Below are 14,359 nucleotides of genomic sequence, written 5' to 3' on the forward strand. Positions count from 1 at the left end.
CCTAATGGCTAATTAAGCTTATTAATGAATCGCAGTAAGGCTTCCGCGAAAGCTTCGGGACGCTCCACCATGCCCATATGGCCTGCAGCCGCAAGCTTCTCGCGAGAAACGTTTGGCCCCTCGATAACAAAGGTGCGTTCCACGGGAATAATCTGATCCTGCACGCCCGCAAGGAGCAGCACCGGCAGCAAAGTCTGCTTCAGCACCTCCGTACGGTCGGGACGTTCCTTCATCCCTTTTGCTGCGCCAATCGCACCAGCCGCGCTTGTCCCTCGGCCAATGGCAATCGAACGTTCTACCTGATCCGGCATCGCCGATTTATTGTCCGGGGAATAAAGCTTCGGAACAAGCCCCTCGACAAATGCGTCTACGCCGTCCTTCTTGATCGCGGCTACGGCATTATCCCGGTTCTCCTTCGCCGCATCGCTGTCCGGCAACGGCGTTGAATGAACAAGCCCGAAAGCGGACAGCTTCTCTGCATAGCGCTCGGCAAACGCAAGCGTAATATATCCTCCAAGCGAATGGCCGAGAACGCATGCTTTGTCTATTTTCAACTGATCCAGCATGGCAGCCAGATCGTCTGCATACAATTCCATAGAATTCGTCTCTTCCGGTCCAGTCTCTCCGGAAGAGCGCCCATGTCCGCGAAGATCGAGCGCAATAATGCGGGCTTGGCGGGCAATCGGCTCCACAACCCGCTCCCAATAGGCGGAGCTTCCGCAATAGCCGTGCAGGAGCACGACAACCGGCTTTTGATCCGTCTGGGAATCATAATAAGCTAACGAGATACCGCCTGGCAGCGTAATCGTGTGATTGGCGATTGTAAGTTGAGTCATTGTTTAAACCTCCTAAAAAGAATTATCACACAAATAGCGTAATTTATATGCTATTTGTGATGATTCTTGCTTCGAAAGCATTCGCTTAAAGAATTGTCACACTTTGTGATGATTCTTGCTTCGTAAGCATTCGCTTAAAGAATTATCGCACTTTGTGATGATTCTTGCTTCGAAAGCATAATCCTGTCATTTATCCGGCACAGCCGGGAGCCTGCTTCCAGGCTTGATCGACCAGCTCAGCAACCGTCTCAGCCATTTGAATGACGGTATACAGCGAGGTCGTCTGAAGCGTCATATAAGGCTTATGACTGCTGGCATTCACGACACCGGCAATGCTGTAATCGCCGACAGCCGGCAGGCGGGCGCCCGTTGCCTGGCCTGGTGTAAGCGGTCCTTCGGCGGTAACGTACTTTCCAACGGACTGCGGTTTGCCAAGGCAGGCATCAACCGCAATGATAACGGCATTCTCCTGCTCCGCCGACCGTTCCAGCGCATCTGCAAACCGCTTTGCGTCGCAAGGCTGCCGTAATGTCCCAAAGACATAAGGCCAGCCGCGTTCTTCCAGCTTGGTGCCTACGAATGGGCCAAAGCTGTCTCCCGTAGAACGGTCCGTGCCGATACATAGGAATACGATCCGGCTGCGATCAGGATGCCTCGCTGCAACTTTGGTCAAAAACGCCCGAAGTCCCTCCGTTCCGTTATCCGTTTGATCGCTTGTCTTCCCTAACATGCAAACACCTGCTTTATGTTGTTCGTTCAAATGGTAGTTTCTTTCATTGTACCCGAATTACGCAGTCCGGTTCAATTTGCAGGGCATGGGATGAGTGAAATATGTTACAATGGCGAGAATAACGAAAAAGACCAACTAAAGTACGGAGAGGGGACTAATCATGGTAAATCTGGAAGAACAAACCCAGCAAAACGTCGAGTTTATGATCGAGACCATCAAGACAAAGCTTAGAATGGCGACAGCAGCAGCGATGCAGGCTTCCCACTTCAACGTTAACCAATACGAGGATATCCGCGATTTATACGAAGTCGTGGCATCCAAGGATAAATTCAGCATCAGCGAGGTTGAAGCTCTTGTATCCGAGCTTGGCAAACTGCGCGTCAAATAAGAGTCCACAGCAAAGCACCGGCAGGCTTCAGGCCACCCGGTGCTTTCGTTTTTGCGTATCGGACTTCAGCACGAAGTCTTAAGTCCTAGCTTTATGTTAGCAGCACTCTTAAAGTAACATTCTTTATTACAATCTTTACCACTAACAGCCATTAACTAGAATTTTATAGACATATGTTCAATAACAGAGGATACATAAAAAGGGGGGCTCCTATCCCAATCAGAGCTCCCCTTTTGCTGTCTTATTCGTCTGTTCCCTCGGATTCGACTGAAGCCCCAGCTTCCGCCGATTCAATGGTCAAGCTGATCTGCACCGGCTTTTGCTCCCCTTTCAGGAAGAACGCCAGACGCTCAAGCTTTTCCGCCAGTTCCGAGCCCGTAAGCGTAGTATTCAACTGGTAGTTGAATCGGTCCGCCGGCTGCTCATCTTGCTGGGCATACGCCGCACGGCCTCTCCAAGCGCGCTCCTTGGATCCGCCCTGCTGAACGAGCAGCTGGTCCTGCATCGGATAAAACTTATCTGATTTATTCACGACGCGCTCATAAATCCGCAGCTTCTTCAGCAGCATATAATATTGCGCCGAATGCTTAAAATTCCAAGCTTCCCGAATATCCTTCAGCGTGTAATCCATCTTCCAGCGCTTCAGCTTTTCGATCTGCTCCTCGGCATTCAGCTGCAAAAAATCATCTAAAGGCATAATTGCTTCCGGCATCTTGACCCCTCCGTTAACCTAAATGGAATGCTCTAGATAAGCGTTGACTTTCCCCTTTATCAAAAAAAAAGAACACATATCTTTTCATCTTCGAAGAACTTCGATAAAAGTTTTTCTCAAAAATATAACATTGCGAATAGTTTATATTTTCATATAAAAAATACCATAATTTTTTTCGATTTACAAATTAATTTCTTTACAGATTTGTATTATTGCACAATCCTCATGCCAAAAAACCGTCGTATATGTCCCGAGGGCAATACGACGGCTTTAGACCTATACTATTAGGCTTGCTTCAGGCCGAATGCAGCCAGGAAACGCTGGAATGCGGCGTGGCCTTCTTCGGTTTGCTTGAACACGCCCGCGTCCTTCAATACCTCGGAGAATTTGGCGCCTGTCTCGCCCTCCACAATAGCCTGAGCCTGTTCTTCCGAATTGGATGCGCCATAGCGGGCTACCAGCGATTCAATCCATTCGGCGTGAAGATGAAGCGGATGATCCGGGCTGTGCAGCTCGTTATGAAGCGCTTCGGTCTTCCCTGTCAGATAACCGGCAATCTGCTCGAGTTCCGACTTCAGTCGTCCCGGCAGCACAGCCAGTCCCATAACCTCAATCAAGCCGATATTCTCTTTCTTGATATGATGCAGATGCTGATGCGGATGGAAAATGCCCATCGGATGCTCTTCGCTCGTCCGGTTGTTGCGAAGAACGAGATCAATCTCGTAAGCACCGTCATCCAGCAGCCTTGCAATCGGAGTAATGGTATTATGCGGTGTAAGCGATCCGTCACCGTTCGCCGTAAAGGCGAGCACGTCAACCGCTTCGTCGCTGTATCCGCGCCACGCATCAAGCATCCGGCATGCTGCCTGCAGGACATCGTCCTTGGAAGTGCCGTTTACGCGGACTACCGACATCGGCCAGTTCACGATGCTGAAGCGTACGCCCGGCAAGGAAGGATCCGTGAACGAAGCTACCGGCTTTGCCTTCTCCATCGGGAAGGTATGGCGTCCAGCCTGGAAGTGGTCATGGCTCAGGATCGAACCGCCAACGATCGGCAGATCGGCATTGGAACCGATGAAATAATGCGAGAACTGCTCCACGAAGTCGAGCAGACGCTTGAAGGTGCCATGCGAGATAACCATAGGTTCATGAACGCCTTTAAACACGATGCTGTGCTCGTTATAGTACACGTACGGCGAATATTGGAAGTACCACTGCTGGTTATCCAGCGTCAGCGGCAATACGCGCAGATTTTGGCGCGCCGGGTGATCCGCGCGGCCGGCGTAACCGACATTCTGCTCGCAGAGCAGACATTTCGGGTAATGCGCCTGCGGCAGCGTCTTGAGCAGCGCAATTTCTTTCGGATCCTTCTCCGGCTTGGACAGATTGATCGTAATCTCCAGCTCGCCGTATTCGGTTTCGTGAACCCAGTATTTATTTTTGCGGATGCGATCCATCCGGATGTAGTTGGAATCGATGCTCAGCTTGTAAAAAGCGTCCGTTGCCGCCTTGATGCCGGCTTCAGCCGTTGTCCTGCGGAACGCCGCGGCAGCCTCGGAAGGGCGCGGCATAAGCAGCCCCATAATGCGGGCATCCAGCAGATCGCGGTAAGTCAGAATGTTGTCTTCGATCAAGCCGATCGAGTAACCGTAATCGAGCAAAGGCTCCAGCAGCGATACCGGGCTGTCCAGCTCTTCATCCGGAATTTCGCCTTCATGAGGCTCCGTGAACTTGAACAGATCCAGCAAGGCATTGCGCGAGTAGTTCACGTCAAGCGGCTCAATCATCCCTTGGCGAAGGGCAAATTGGACAAGCCTGTCGATCAGGACAAGCGCTTCCGATGCGGTAACGGTCGTGTTTTCTTTGACTGTCATGATGTAAAAAGCTCCTTTCCGTTCCTAAGCGGCTGCTTAGTTGCTGTAGCCGTTAGGGTGATTGACGTGCCAGTTCCAGGCGCTGCGAATAATGTCCTCGAGATTTGCGCGGGACGGGTTCCAGCCCAGCTCCTTGCGGGCACGTGCGGAAGATGCAACAAGCGTAGCCGGGTCGCCTGCGCGGCGAGGCTCGATAACCGCTTTGATCTCGCGCTCCGTTACCTTGCGGGCAATCTCAATCACTTCTTTGACGGAGAAGCCTTGGCCGTTGCCAAGGTTGTAAATCGCGCTGTCCGAGCCTTGACGAAGCTTATCTACGGCAAGGACATGGGCGTCGGCGAGGTCGCTCACATGGATATAATCGCGGATGCAAGTGCCGTCCGGCGTTGCGTAATCATCGCCAAATACCGAGATATGTGGACGTTGACCAAGCGCAGCCTGGAGCACGATCGGGATCAGGTGGGTTTCCGGGCTATGATCTTCGCCGATTTTGCCGCTTGCATGAGCGCCGGCTGCGTTGAAATAACGGAGCGATACATACTTGAGGCCATGAGCCACATCGAACCACTTCATCATTTTTTCCATCGCAAGCTTGGTTTCGCCGTAAGTGTTCGTTGGAAGCGTGCGGTCGAACTCGTCAATCGGCACGTTCTCGGGTTCTCCGTAAGTTGCGGCAGTCGAAGAGAACACGATTTTTTTCACGTCATGCTCGATCATTTTCTCCAGCAGACAGAGCGTGCCGTACACATTGTTATGATAATATTTCGCAGGGTTTGTCATGCTCTCGCCAACCAGCGAGTTTGCCGCGAAGTGAATAACCGCGTCAATCTTGTTTTCTTTAAACACCGTATCCATAAATTCCGCATCGCGAAGGTCGCCTACGTACAGCTTGCCTCCAACAACCGCCTCCCGGTGACCTTGCTGCAGATTATCGACTACCACGATTTCTTCTCCGCGTTCTGCAAGAGCAGCCACGGCGTGCGAACCGATATAGCCCGCTCCTCCGGTTACCAATACTGCCATACTCCTCATCCCACTTTCTCTATGTTTTATATTATTGAAGCTGTTCTACACCATTGCCGATGCTGCAAACGTAGAAGTCCGGAGTAAGTCCCGTTGCTTCCGTATATTTACGTCCTACTTCTTCCTTGAAGCGTTCGATGCTGTCTTCGTGAACAAGCGATACGGTACAGCCGCCGAAGCCCGCGCCCGTCATGCGGGAGCCAAGCACACCCGGAACCTGGCGTGCAGCCGCAACCATCGCGTCAAGCTCGGGACCCGTTACTTCGTACAAATCGCGGAGCGAGTCATGCGAGCCGTTCATGTATTGGCCAAACGCTTCGAGATCATTTGCTTTCAGGGCATCCATCGAGCGAAGAACGCGGTCGATCTCTTCGACTACGTGCTGCGCACGGTTGCGGACAACTTCATCCTTGATCAAATGTTTGTTTGCGTTGAACTGCTCCAGGTTGATTTGACCCAGAAGCTTCAGCTCAGGGAATGCCGCCTGGAGGTCAACAACGGCCTGCTCGCATTGAGAGCGGCGTTCGTTATACGCGGAGTCTACCAGGCCGCGGCGTTTGTTCGTGTTGCCGATGACAAGCTTGTAAGCGCCGGATTGGAATGGAACGAGTTCGTATTCCAGCGTATCGCACATGAGCAGAATCGCATGATCCTTCTTGCCGTTAGCCACGGCGAACTGATCCATGATGCCGCATTGCACGCCGTTGAACTCGTTCTCCGACTTCTGGGACAGGAGCGCAATTTGAACCGTGTCCGTAGGCTGGCCTTCCATCGTAAGCAAAGCGTAAGCAGTTACGACTTCGATCGATGCGGAGGAGGACAAGCCCGCGCCGTTCGGAATTTCGCCATGGAAGAGCAGATCGTAACCGCTGCTGAATTTGATACCCTTTTGCTCCAATTCGTAAACGATCCCTTTCGGATAGTTCATCCAGTCATCCGCTTCGTCGTATGCGATGTTGTCGATATCAAGCGATTTGGAGGAAGGGAAATTTGTCGTCGCGAGTCCAAGCTGGCGGTCATCGCGCTTGCGGATTAGCAAAGTTGTGCCAAACGTAAGTGCTGCCGGGAATACGTAACCGCCGTTATAGTCGGTATGCTCGCCAATAAGATTAACGCGTCCTGGTGCGTGAAAAGCTTTGATCTCAGCGGCTTCTCCGCCGAATTGCTGTATAAATTGTTGTGTAAGCTGCTCGATAGAGGCCATATGCTTGCAACAGTCCTTTTTTGTATAATTTTTGAAGCCTTTGTTCTGTTTTCAGTATAACGCAAGCGATTGCCCGAGCAAAATGGCGCAAAGTGCTTTTCACATGGATTTATGTGACTTTTAGGAAGCCTCTTGGCATGATAATATGGGATTATTGTAAATCCAACACCGGAAGGCAGGTGCCGTCAAAGATGAGGCAAGATACTTATAAGGTGGCTTCAAATCCCGTCATTACGTACAACGAGCACATGAATGTATTGTTTGCAGGCGAGAGCCAAACCAAACCGTCTCATCAGCGGGGACCTAAAGTATATGATTTTTACCTCATGCATACGGTGCTTGAAGGCCGGGGTGAATTCACCTGCGGCGGAAAAAGCTATTCGCTTCATGCCGGCCATACCTTCCTTATCGAGCCGGAAGCTCTTGTCAGCTATGCCTCCGACGCGGATGAGCCATGGCTGTACCGCTGGGTGGCCTTTAATGGCCCGCAGGCAGCCGAGCTGGTGCAGGCAGCAGGCTTCTCCGTGGCCAATCCCGTCGCCGAGACCGCTCAAATCAGGCGCGTCGGAGTTCTGTACAACCATATTTTCAGCGTCTTTCGCAAAAGCGATCCCGCTGCCCATCTGAAGGCGGCCGGTTATTTGCAGTTGCTGTTGGCTGAATTTTGCACGGTTCATCAGTTGTCGGAAGACAATGCCGCTATGACGAATATGGATGACACCGATAAACTGATCCAGCAAATGATTCATTATTTATCAACTCAATATGCCCAGCCGGTCTCTATCGAGCAGATGGCCGAATCCTTCGGCTACAACCGCGCTTATCTTTCTCGGGTATTCAAACGATATACAGGCGAATCGCCGAGCACGTTCCTGCTCAAGCTCCGGATCGACAAGGCCCGGCAAATGATCCGGGAACGCGAAGGACTAACTATAGAGCAGATAGCGGCGTCTGTCGGGCTTCAGGACTCCTTGTATTTCTCCAAGCAATTCCGCCGCTTCTACGGTTTATCCCCTTCCGCCTACCGCGAATCCATGCGTCAAATGAAGACGTAACGGGTATTCAAGCTTAGCCCATAAATGGGGCATATTAACGGGCGAGGTGATCGTTATGAAGGAGCTGCACAGCGGCAGCCTGTTCTGGCCCTCTACCGAGGAGCATTACAAGAAATATTCCGCTCTTTCGGAAGATATAGAAGTGCAGGTGGCCATTATTGGAGGCGGGATGTCCGGATCCATGTGCGCTTATGCGTTGCAGAACAGCGGTATCGCCGCCGCGATTATGGAGAGGGAGACGATTGCGGGCGGGAGCACTTCCGCCAATACGGGATTATTGCAGTTTTCCAATGATATTATGCTTTGCGAATTGATCGGGCAGATCGGAAGGCAGGCTGCCGTAAGCTTCTATGCCGCCTGCAGAGACGCGGTTGCGCAGATTGGCAAGGTTGCGGGCCGGTTAGAAGCCAATTCCCATTTCGTGCCGAGAAGCAGCCTTTATTACGCCAGTTCGGAGCAGGATCTCCCCAAGCTCCGGAAAGAATACGAAACCTTGCGACAGCATGGTTTTGATGTCGATTTCTGGGAAGCGGACACCATCTCGCAGCATTTCCCCTTCCGCCGCTCCGGAGCTCTTATTACGAACGGCGATGCCGAAATAAACCCGTTCCGGTTCGTTCACGGGTTGGCCGAAGCCGCAACGGCAAACGGCGCGCGAATATTCGAGCACACGGAAGTGGTGTCCCATGAGGTCACCACGGACGGCAAGCATCAGCTTGCAACCGCCGGCGGGCATGTCGTTAAAGCGGAAAAGGTCATATACGCGGTGGGCTATGAACCCGAAGAGCTTCGGGGGCAGTTAATCAAGCCGGTCATGAACCGCTCCTTTGCCGCCGTAACCGCAGCGCAAGACAGGAACAAGCTTCTTCATTGGCATAAACAAATGCTGATCTGGGAAACGGACAGACCCTACTTATACATGAGAACAACCATGGACGGACGCGTGATCATCGGAGGACTCGATGAACCAACCGAGCATCCCGTTGACGGCGAGCGAGCGCGGAGCAAACGGATAGACAAGCTTTACGATAAGCTGACTGCTCATTTTCCGATGCTGGACGCCCCATTCGAGTATGAATGGAGCGCGACCTTCGGAGAATCCGTCGATAATCTGCCTTTTATCGGAGAAGACCCCGCTATGCCGGGAGTTTATTATTGCCTGGGGTACGGCGGCAACGGCACGGTATATAGCATGATGGCTTCTCGTATATTGCTGACTCTCATTAAAGGGGAGCAGCATCCGCTCGTTGATGTCGTAGGGCTAAAGCGGCCGACTCTTCAAGCATAAGGCATGAGTTTGATTTTTGATTCCTCGCACAAAAAGGGATTCAGCCGAGGGCCGAATCCCTTTTTCAGTATCGTAAATCAGGAGCCGTGGAAAATTCGCTTCGCCCCGTGCTGCCTAAAGACGCCCTCTGCGATGCCAAGTCGCGACAAGTCCGGGCCTCCATCCTTGTCCAGCAAGGATTTGCTCTCTTCAGACTCAATAATCACTAAGGTCGCGCCTTCGCGGATGGAATCACGGCAGGCGGCGGCTTCCTGCTCCTCTAGTCCAAGCGCCATCATAGCCCCTTCAATATGATCTTCGTCGCCGAAAATATAATCTCCGGTCAGCGTATTTCCCATAGCTACCAGCCCCGCAGCGGCGAAACCCGGATTCCATGAGCCGCCTCCCGTCAGACCGATCGCAGGGATAATTGCCGCCCCCGTCCAAGCCCTTCCGCGGTTTTCATCGCCTTCGATGTCGTCGGTCGTTTGCGCCAGCTCCGTTAATTCGTCGACATGGATGTCGCTTTCGGCTTCAATACGCCGGGAATGCTCGCTATCCTTCGCGAGGATCTTCATTTCCCCCTGGACGAAACCAGCCTGCTCAAGGGAATGAATGGTATCGATTACCTGCTGCTGTGTAGCAAATGATCCAATTATTTTAGCCATAGTCTCATCATCCTCCTCTTCTTTCTTCAAGGTAGTTATACCCTGTTTCACCCGCAATCAATCTCGGTTATTCTCGCTTATAGGAAGTAGTATGGAAGGTTGTGTCAGCAAGCGGTTCAGGGTATGATGAAGAGTAAGCGACAAGGAGAACGGAAATTAGACAGAAACGAACAGGAGGTACAGAATGATTCATCGGATGCTTCGCTACCCCGCGGATTGGGAATGGCATGTACTCCAGCTCGAACGCCCCCCGCTGGAGACAACCGAGGAGCTGCCAAAGCGCAAAGAAAACCGAAAAAAAGCTGACCCGTCCAAGGCATCAATGACATTTACCGCACCTCCTGTTACGGGCGACGACTTTGAAGAACAACTGGCCTGCAAGCGTATCCTTCCCGAATGTTCCGGCTGGCTGGACGAGTGCTGGGGCAGACAGGTCAATAAGGTGACCGTCGCTCATTATGCCAATCAGGACACAATCGTATCAGGCACCTTGATGCTGCAAGCCTCAGAGGAAATGACCGATGTACAGCCATTTCATTTCTGGCTTACCGCCGGCAAGCTTGTTACGCTTCACACAGACCTGCGTCTCATGATTCGTTTGCAGGATGATTCCGTTACTTCCCGGCTCAAGGACTGCTCATCCGCTCCCGAAGCGTTCTTTATTATGCTGGGGCAGCTGCTTGGACCATTCCATGCGGGACTCGACGGCTTTGAAAAAAGGCTGGGCGAGTTAGAGCAGGCTATGCGGATATCGAACAGAACGGGACTCCTCGACGTCATCTTTGAACGCCGCTATGATTTATTGCATTGGAGCCATCTTTTCATCCCTATTCGGGAACTGTACGGTGCTGCTCAAGAGGCTTTTATGGACACGCTGACCGAAACGGAAGTATTCAAACGAACCACCTACAAGCTGGACCGGATTGATTCCCTGCTGAAGCATTACGCGCTCGAGATCGATACGCTGATTTCAATGGACGACGCGCTATCCAGCTTCCGCGGCAACGATATTATGAAGACGCTGACAATCTTCACCGTAATCTTTACGCCCGCAACCGTTATAGGCGCCCTGTGGGGAACAAACTTCAAACCGCTTCCTTGGGACAATCATCAGCTGGGCTTTGCGGGAATGTGCGTCGTTATCCTGTTTATTACCATCCTGATTTATGTCTGGTTATGGCAAAAAGGCTGGACCGGCGATCTGCTCACGGGACGGGATTCCAACAAGAACAAGAAAAACCAGACACGAATTGCGATGTCCGAAGAACAATTGACCGAGAGAAGCGAGAGCATTGCGACGGAGCCGGACCTGTCCAAGCTGTCGCGCAAAAGGCGCTCCAAGACGATCTAACATCGTCGGGAAGCGCCTTTTTTTCATTTCTATTTCCGTCTGTGGAGTTCCTCTGCAATTGCTGCGGCGATCTCTTCCGGCTGCTGCACGGATCCTTCCGCCTCGCCTCGTTTGCGGACCGACACACTGCCGCTTAGACGCTCGTTTTTTCCGACCACAAGCATATAAGGAACCTTCTCGAGCTGGGCTTTCCTTATTTTATTGCCGAGCTTTTCGCTGCGGGCATCCACTTCTACCCTAATCCCCGCTTCAATGAGCCGCGATTTGATTTGAAGCGCGTAATCGAGCTCATGCTCCGATACCGGTATGACCTTGGCTTGCACCGGGGCGAGCCAGATCGGGAAAGCCCCGCTGTAATGCTCGATCAGAATACCAATGAACCGGTCGAGAGAACCGTAAACCGCGCGGTGGATAACAACCGGCCGCTGCTTCTTATTGTCTTCGCCGATATAGGACAGATCAAATTTCTCCGGCATCTGAAAATCGAGCTGGATGGTTCCGCACTGCCAGCTTCTCTTCAGGGCATCAACGATATGGAAGTCGATTTTCGGCCCGTAAAAGGCACCGTCTCCTTCATTAATGCGATATTTCACACCGAGTGCATCCAATACGTTCTTAAGAGATTGCTCCGCTTCATCCCACAGCTCATCCGAGCCCATATAATCGGCAGGCCGGGTCGACAGCTCGACGGTATAAGAGAATCCGAATACTTTGTACACCTGGCCGATCAAACCCATTATCTTGCCGATCTCCTCTTCGATCTGATCCGGACGGACAAAGAGATGGGCGTCATCCTGACAGAAGGTACGCACCCTCATCATGCCGCCTAGTGCCCCCGACAGCTCGTGACGGTGTACCTGGCCGAACTCCGCCAGACGTACCGGGAGCTCCCTGTAAGAGCGAAGGCTGTTCTTGAAGATCAGCATATGCCCCGGGCAGTTCATCGGCTTTAACGCAAATTCGGCCTCGTCAACCTTGGTGAAATACATATTGTCCTTGTAATGGTCCCAATGTCCCGACTGCTCCCACATGCGCTTGTTCATCATAAACGGCGTGCGGACCTCTTCATAATCGTTCTGGTTAAGCAGCTCCCGGGAGAAGCTTTCCAGCGCAGTCCTTATCGCCATTCCTTTGGGCAAGTAAAACGGCATTCCCGGAGCTTCCTCCGAGAACATAAACAGCTCCAGCTCCTTGCCCAGCTTGCGGTGGTCCCGCTTCTTTGCCTCCTCCAACTGGTACAAATGGTCGGCTAGCTCAGTCTTGCTGAGGAACGCTGTACCATAGATGCGCTGCAGCATCTTATTGTCGGAATTGCCCCGCCAATAAGCACCTGCCACGTGAAGCAGCTTGAAGGCTTTGATCCGGCCGGTGGAAGGCAAGTGCGGTCCCCGGCACAGATCCGAGAATTCCCCTTGCTCGTAAATACGGATCACTTCTCCTTCCGGCAAATCCCGGATCAGCTCCAGCTTGAGCGGCTCTTCTCTTTCCTCGAAAAGAGCCAGCGCTTCCTCCCGCGATACAACCCTCCGCCTAATCGGCAAGTTCTCCTTAACGATGCTCCACATTTCCTTCTCAATGGCTTCCAGATCCTTTGTCGAAAGCGTATGAGCAAGGTCTACATCGTAATAAAAGCCGTCTTCTATTACCGGTCCGATACCCAGCTTCACCGCTTCGCCGCCGTACAGCCGTTTGATTGCCTGCGCAAGCACATGTGCGGTACTATGCCGGGAAATATAAAGCCCTTCCGGGCTGTCCAGAGCAATCATGTCGATTCGGCTGCCGTCGCCAAACGGCTCATCAAGATCGACCGTCGTGCCGTTGATTGCCCCCGCTATTATTGTTTTCTTCCAATCGGCATCCATTGATTCCGCTACCTGCGCAATGGTCGTGCCTTGCAATACCCTCCTTATGCTTCCGTCTGGCCAAACAGCTTGAATCTCCATTTTTGCTCCTCCAATTCTTCCTTATTTTTCGAACGCAAAAAAACGCAGCTCTCCCTGCAAGGGACGAGTGCGTTCTGCTCGTGGTTCCACCCTAATTCCATCCCGCGCGTTACCGGCGCGACGATGCTCATTGGAATCCGTTAACGGGGATCAGTCGGTTACATGTACTGCCGCAATTCGTTTGCGGGTTCCAGGCGACGGCTGCAAAGCGGTAATCCCGTTCATTCACCGAAGAAGCTTTCAGCCGGGGCTTCTCTCTCTGGGCGGATCTAGGGAATGGGATCATGTCTTTGGTCATTGCCTTCGTATGAAATTGTTATTATGTTACATTGTTTTATTTCAAAAAGTCAAGAGGAATCGGTTCCCCATACAAGCGCCCATACATAGTATACATAACCAGCCCAAGATAAGAGCGGAGGGATCCGTATATGGCAAAAACAACGAGAAGGTCCAATACAACAACCGCGTTGCCAAGGCCTATGAGACAAGGTCAGCCGCAGTCTTTTGATTTCCGAATCGCCCTGTTTCTTGCCGGTATCGCTGGACAGACTTACTCGCAATTCGAGAATAAGGACGGCCTTTTCCTTGTCCCCCGAGGGTATGAATTAGTGGGGGCCTTCTCTGCCAAAGCTTATGACGATACCGAAGAACGCTTTGGCTTTGTTCTGCAATCGGACCGTTCCTCCGTTCTGGCCTTCCGGGGCTCCGGTTCAGCCGTGGACTGGGTATCGGACTTTATCGCCCAGCAGACGACTTACCGTCCTGTTAAAAATGCCGGCCAAACCCATAAAGGCTTTACCGACATTTATACATCAACCCGCTCGCAGGTGCTTGATCTGATCGGGCAGCTGCCGGTAGAAAAACCGTTATTTATTACCGGCCATAGTTTAGGCGGGGCGTTGGCTACCCTTGCCGCCCTCGACATCGCCGTCAACACGCCGTTTACCGCGCCAATCGTCTATACCTTTGGCGCCCCAAGGGTCGGGGATACGCGTTTCGTCAAGCTGTACAACAATACGGTAGAGACGCATTGGCGTCTGCAGAACGAATACGATATCGTTCCCCATCTGCCGCCGCTTGTGTACCAGTCTCCGGATACGAAGAAGACGTATTTCTATATGCATGTCAAAGGCGAGATTAAACGCGCCTTCCGGATGGGCTCGGTATCGGGCAATCATATATTGAGCAGCTATTTTGCCGACTTGTACGGCGAGGAGCCGCAGTTCGCCGAAGCGATATGCTCGGAGCCTCCGGGATGGTGCCCGTTACCTTGAGAAAAACTCTATCGCGTCCTCTCGAAGATGGGCG

At 52.2% G+C, this 14,359-nt stretch carries 14 protein-coding genes; 5 read left to right on the forward strand and 9 right to left on the reverse strand.

Annotated elements, in window-relative coordinates; all coding sequences use genetic code 11:
* Positions 1 to 8: 8 nt before the first annotated feature.
* The gene (locus tag WFK81_RS25065) at positions 9 to 836 is read right to left on the reverse strand and encodes an alpha/beta fold hydrolase (protein ID WP_336789422.1); all 828 of its coding nucleotides are present in this window, start codon (positions 834 to 836) and stop codon (positions 9 to 11) included.
* A 190-nt stretch (positions 837 to 1,026) separates the two neighbouring features.
* Positions 1,027 to 1,566, reverse strand: a complete 540-nt coding sequence (gene yyaC / locus WFK81_RS25070; protein WP_336789424.1) for a spore protease YyaC — start codon at positions 1,564 to 1,566, stop codon at positions 1,027 to 1,029.
* A 160-nt stretch (positions 1,567 to 1,726) separates the two neighbouring features.
* Here yyaC and WFK81_RS25075 point away from each other — a divergent pair, with 160 nt between their 5' ends.
* Positions 1,727 to 1,954: a DUF1128 domain-containing protein gene (locus WFK81_RS25075; RefSeq protein ID WP_336789426.1), complete on the forward strand. Its 228-nt coding sequence runs from the start codon at positions 1,727 to 1,729 to the stop codon at positions 1,952 to 1,954.
* A 241-nt stretch (positions 1,955 to 2,195) separates the two neighbouring features.
* Here WFK81_RS25075 and WFK81_RS25080 read toward each other — a convergent pair whose 3' ends face one another.
* The 4 genes from WFK81_RS25080 to WFK81_RS25095 all read right to left on the reverse strand — a co-directional run bounded on the left by WFK81_RS25080 (position 2,196) and on the right by WFK81_RS25095 (position 6,767).
* Complete coding sequence (locus tag WFK81_RS25080; RefSeq protein WP_336789428.1) at positions 2,196 to 2,666, reverse strand: hypothetical protein; 471 nt, start codon at positions 2,664 to 2,666, stop codon at positions 2,196 to 2,198.
* Between the two features lie 284 nt (positions 2,667 to 2,950).
* Positions 2,951 to 4,540, reverse strand: a complete 1,590-nt coding sequence (locus WFK81_RS25085) for a UDP-glucose--hexose-1-phosphate uridylyltransferase (RefSeq protein WP_336789430.1) — start codon at positions 4,538 to 4,540, stop codon at positions 2,951 to 2,953.
* Between the two features lie 36 nt (positions 4,541 to 4,576).
* Positions 4,577 to 5,563, reverse strand: a complete 987-nt coding sequence (galE, locus tag WFK81_RS25090) for a UDP-glucose 4-epimerase GalE (protein WP_116393637.1) — start codon at positions 5,561 to 5,563, stop codon at positions 4,577 to 4,579.
* A gap of 31 nt (positions 5,564 to 5,594) precedes the next feature.
* Complete coding sequence (locus WFK81_RS25095; RefSeq protein WP_336789432.1) at positions 5,595 to 6,767, reverse strand: galactokinase; 1,173 nt, start codon at positions 6,765 to 6,767, stop codon at positions 5,595 to 5,597.
* Between the two features lie 191 nt (positions 6,768 to 6,958).
* On the opposite strand from WFK81_RS25095, the gene WFK81_RS25100 reads away from it, so the two are divergent.
* Positions 6,959 to 7,822 (forward strand): AraC family transcriptional regulator, encoded by an 864-nt coding sequence (locus tag WFK81_RS25100; protein ID WP_336789434.1) that lies wholly within the window; start codon positions 6,959 to 6,961, stop codon positions 7,820 to 7,822.
* A 55-nt stretch (positions 7,823 to 7,877) separates the two neighbouring features.
* On the forward strand, positions 7,878 to 9,110 hold the full coding sequence (locus WFK81_RS25105) for an NAD(P)/FAD-dependent oxidoreductase (RefSeq protein ID WP_336789436.1): 1,233 nt from the start codon (positions 7,878 to 7,880) through the stop codon (positions 9,108 to 9,110).
* 77 nt (positions 9,111 to 9,187) lie between these two features.
* On the opposite strand, the gene WFK81_RS25110 is transcribed toward WFK81_RS25105, so the two are convergent.
* Positions 9,188 to 9,757 carry a hypothetical protein gene (locus tag WFK81_RS25110; protein ID WP_336789438.1) on the reverse strand — a complete coding sequence of 190 codons (570 nt, stop codon included), beginning with the start codon at positions 9,755 to 9,757 and terminating at the stop codon, positions 9,188 to 9,190.
* Between the two features lie 184 nt (positions 9,758 to 9,941).
* On the opposite strand from WFK81_RS25110, the gene WFK81_RS25115 reads away from it, so the two are divergent.
* Positions 9,942 to 11,108, forward strand: coding sequence for a magnesium transporter CorA family protein (locus WFK81_RS25115; RefSeq protein WP_336789439.1), 1,167 nt, complete (start codon positions 9,942 to 9,944; stop codon positions 11,106 to 11,108).
* A gap of 29 nt (positions 11,109 to 11,137) precedes the next feature.
* Here the strand turns inward: WFK81_RS25115 and thrS are convergent, their stop codons facing one another.
* Complete coding sequence (gene thrS / locus WFK81_RS25120; protein ID WP_336789441.1) at positions 11,138 to 13,051, reverse strand: threonine--tRNA ligase; 1,914 nt, start codon at positions 13,049 to 13,051, stop codon at positions 11,138 to 11,140.
* Entirely contained in the window at positions 13,015 to 13,182 is a 168-nt protein-coding gene (locus WFK81_RS25125) for a hypothetical protein (protein ID WP_336789443.1), read from the reverse strand. The genes thrS and WFK81_RS25125 overlap by 37 nt, the downstream gene beginning before the upstream one ends.
* A gap of 297 nt (positions 13,183 to 13,479) precedes the next feature.
* Here WFK81_RS25125 and WFK81_RS25130 point away from each other — a divergent pair, with 297 nt between their 5' ends.
* A complete protein-coding gene (locus WFK81_RS25130; protein WP_336789445.1) occupies positions 13,480 to 14,325 on the forward strand; it encodes a lipase family protein in 846 nt (281 codons plus the stop codon).
* Positions 14,326 to 14,359 lie beyond the last annotated feature (34 nt).

It is taken from the genome of Paenibacillus sp. MMO-177, assembly GCF_037147795.1.
Lineage (GTDB): Bacteria > Bacillota > Bacilli > Paenibacillales > Paenibacillaceae > Pristimantibacillus.

Excerpts from the sequence above, each read along its gene's own strand:
- WFK81_RS25065 (WP_336789422.1), bottom strand. The coding sequence starts at position 836 with ATGACTCAACTTACAATCGCCAATCACACGATTACGCTGCCAGGCGGT.
- yyaC (WP_336789424.1), bottom strand. The coding sequence starts at position 1,566 with ATGTTAGGGAAGACAAGCGATCAAACGGATAACGGAACGGAGGGACTT.
- WFK81_RS25075 (WP_336789426.1), top strand. The coding sequence starts at position 1,727 with ATGGTAAATCTGGAAGAACAAACCCAGCAAAACGTCGAGTTTATGATC.
- WFK81_RS25080 (WP_336789428.1), bottom strand. The coding sequence starts at position 2,666 with ATGCCGGAAGCAATTATGCCTTTAGATGATTTTTTGCAGCTGAATGCC.
- WFK81_RS25085 (WP_336789430.1), bottom strand. The coding sequence starts at position 4,540 with ATGACAGTCAAAGAAAACACGACCGTTACCGCATCGGAAGCGCTTGTC.
- galE (WP_116393637.1), bottom strand. The coding sequence starts at position 5,563 with ATGGCAGTATTGGTAACCGGAGGAGCGGGCTATATCGGTTCGCACGCC.
- WFK81_RS25095 (WP_336789432.1), bottom strand. The coding sequence starts at position 6,767 with ATGGCCTCTATCGAGCAGCTTACACAACAATTTATACAGCAATTCGGC.
- WFK81_RS25100 (WP_336789434.1), top strand. The coding sequence starts at position 6,959 with ATGAGGCAAGATACTTATAAGGTGGCTTCAAATCCCGTCATTACGTAC.
- WFK81_RS25105 (WP_336789436.1), top strand. The coding sequence starts at position 7,878 with ATGAAGGAGCTGCACAGCGGCAGCCTGTTCTGGCCCTCTACCGAGGAG.
- WFK81_RS25110 (WP_336789438.1), bottom strand. The coding sequence starts at position 9,757 with ATGGCTAAAATAATTGGATCATTTGCTACACAGCAGCAGGTAATCGAT.
- WFK81_RS25115 (WP_336789439.1), top strand. The coding sequence starts at position 9,942 with ATGATTCATCGGATGCTTCGCTACCCCGCGGATTGGGAATGGCATGTA.
- thrS (WP_336789441.1), bottom strand. The coding sequence starts at position 13,051 with ATGGAGATTCAAGCTGTTTGGCCAGACGGAAGCATAAGGAGGGTATTG.
- WFK81_RS25125 (WP_336789443.1), bottom strand. The coding sequence starts at position 13,182 with ATGAGCATCGTCGCGCCGGTAACGCGCGGGATGGAATTAGGGTGGAAC.
- WFK81_RS25130 (WP_336789445.1), top strand. The coding sequence starts at position 13,480 with ATGGCAAAAACAACGAGAAGGTCCAATACAACAACCGCGTTGCCAAGG.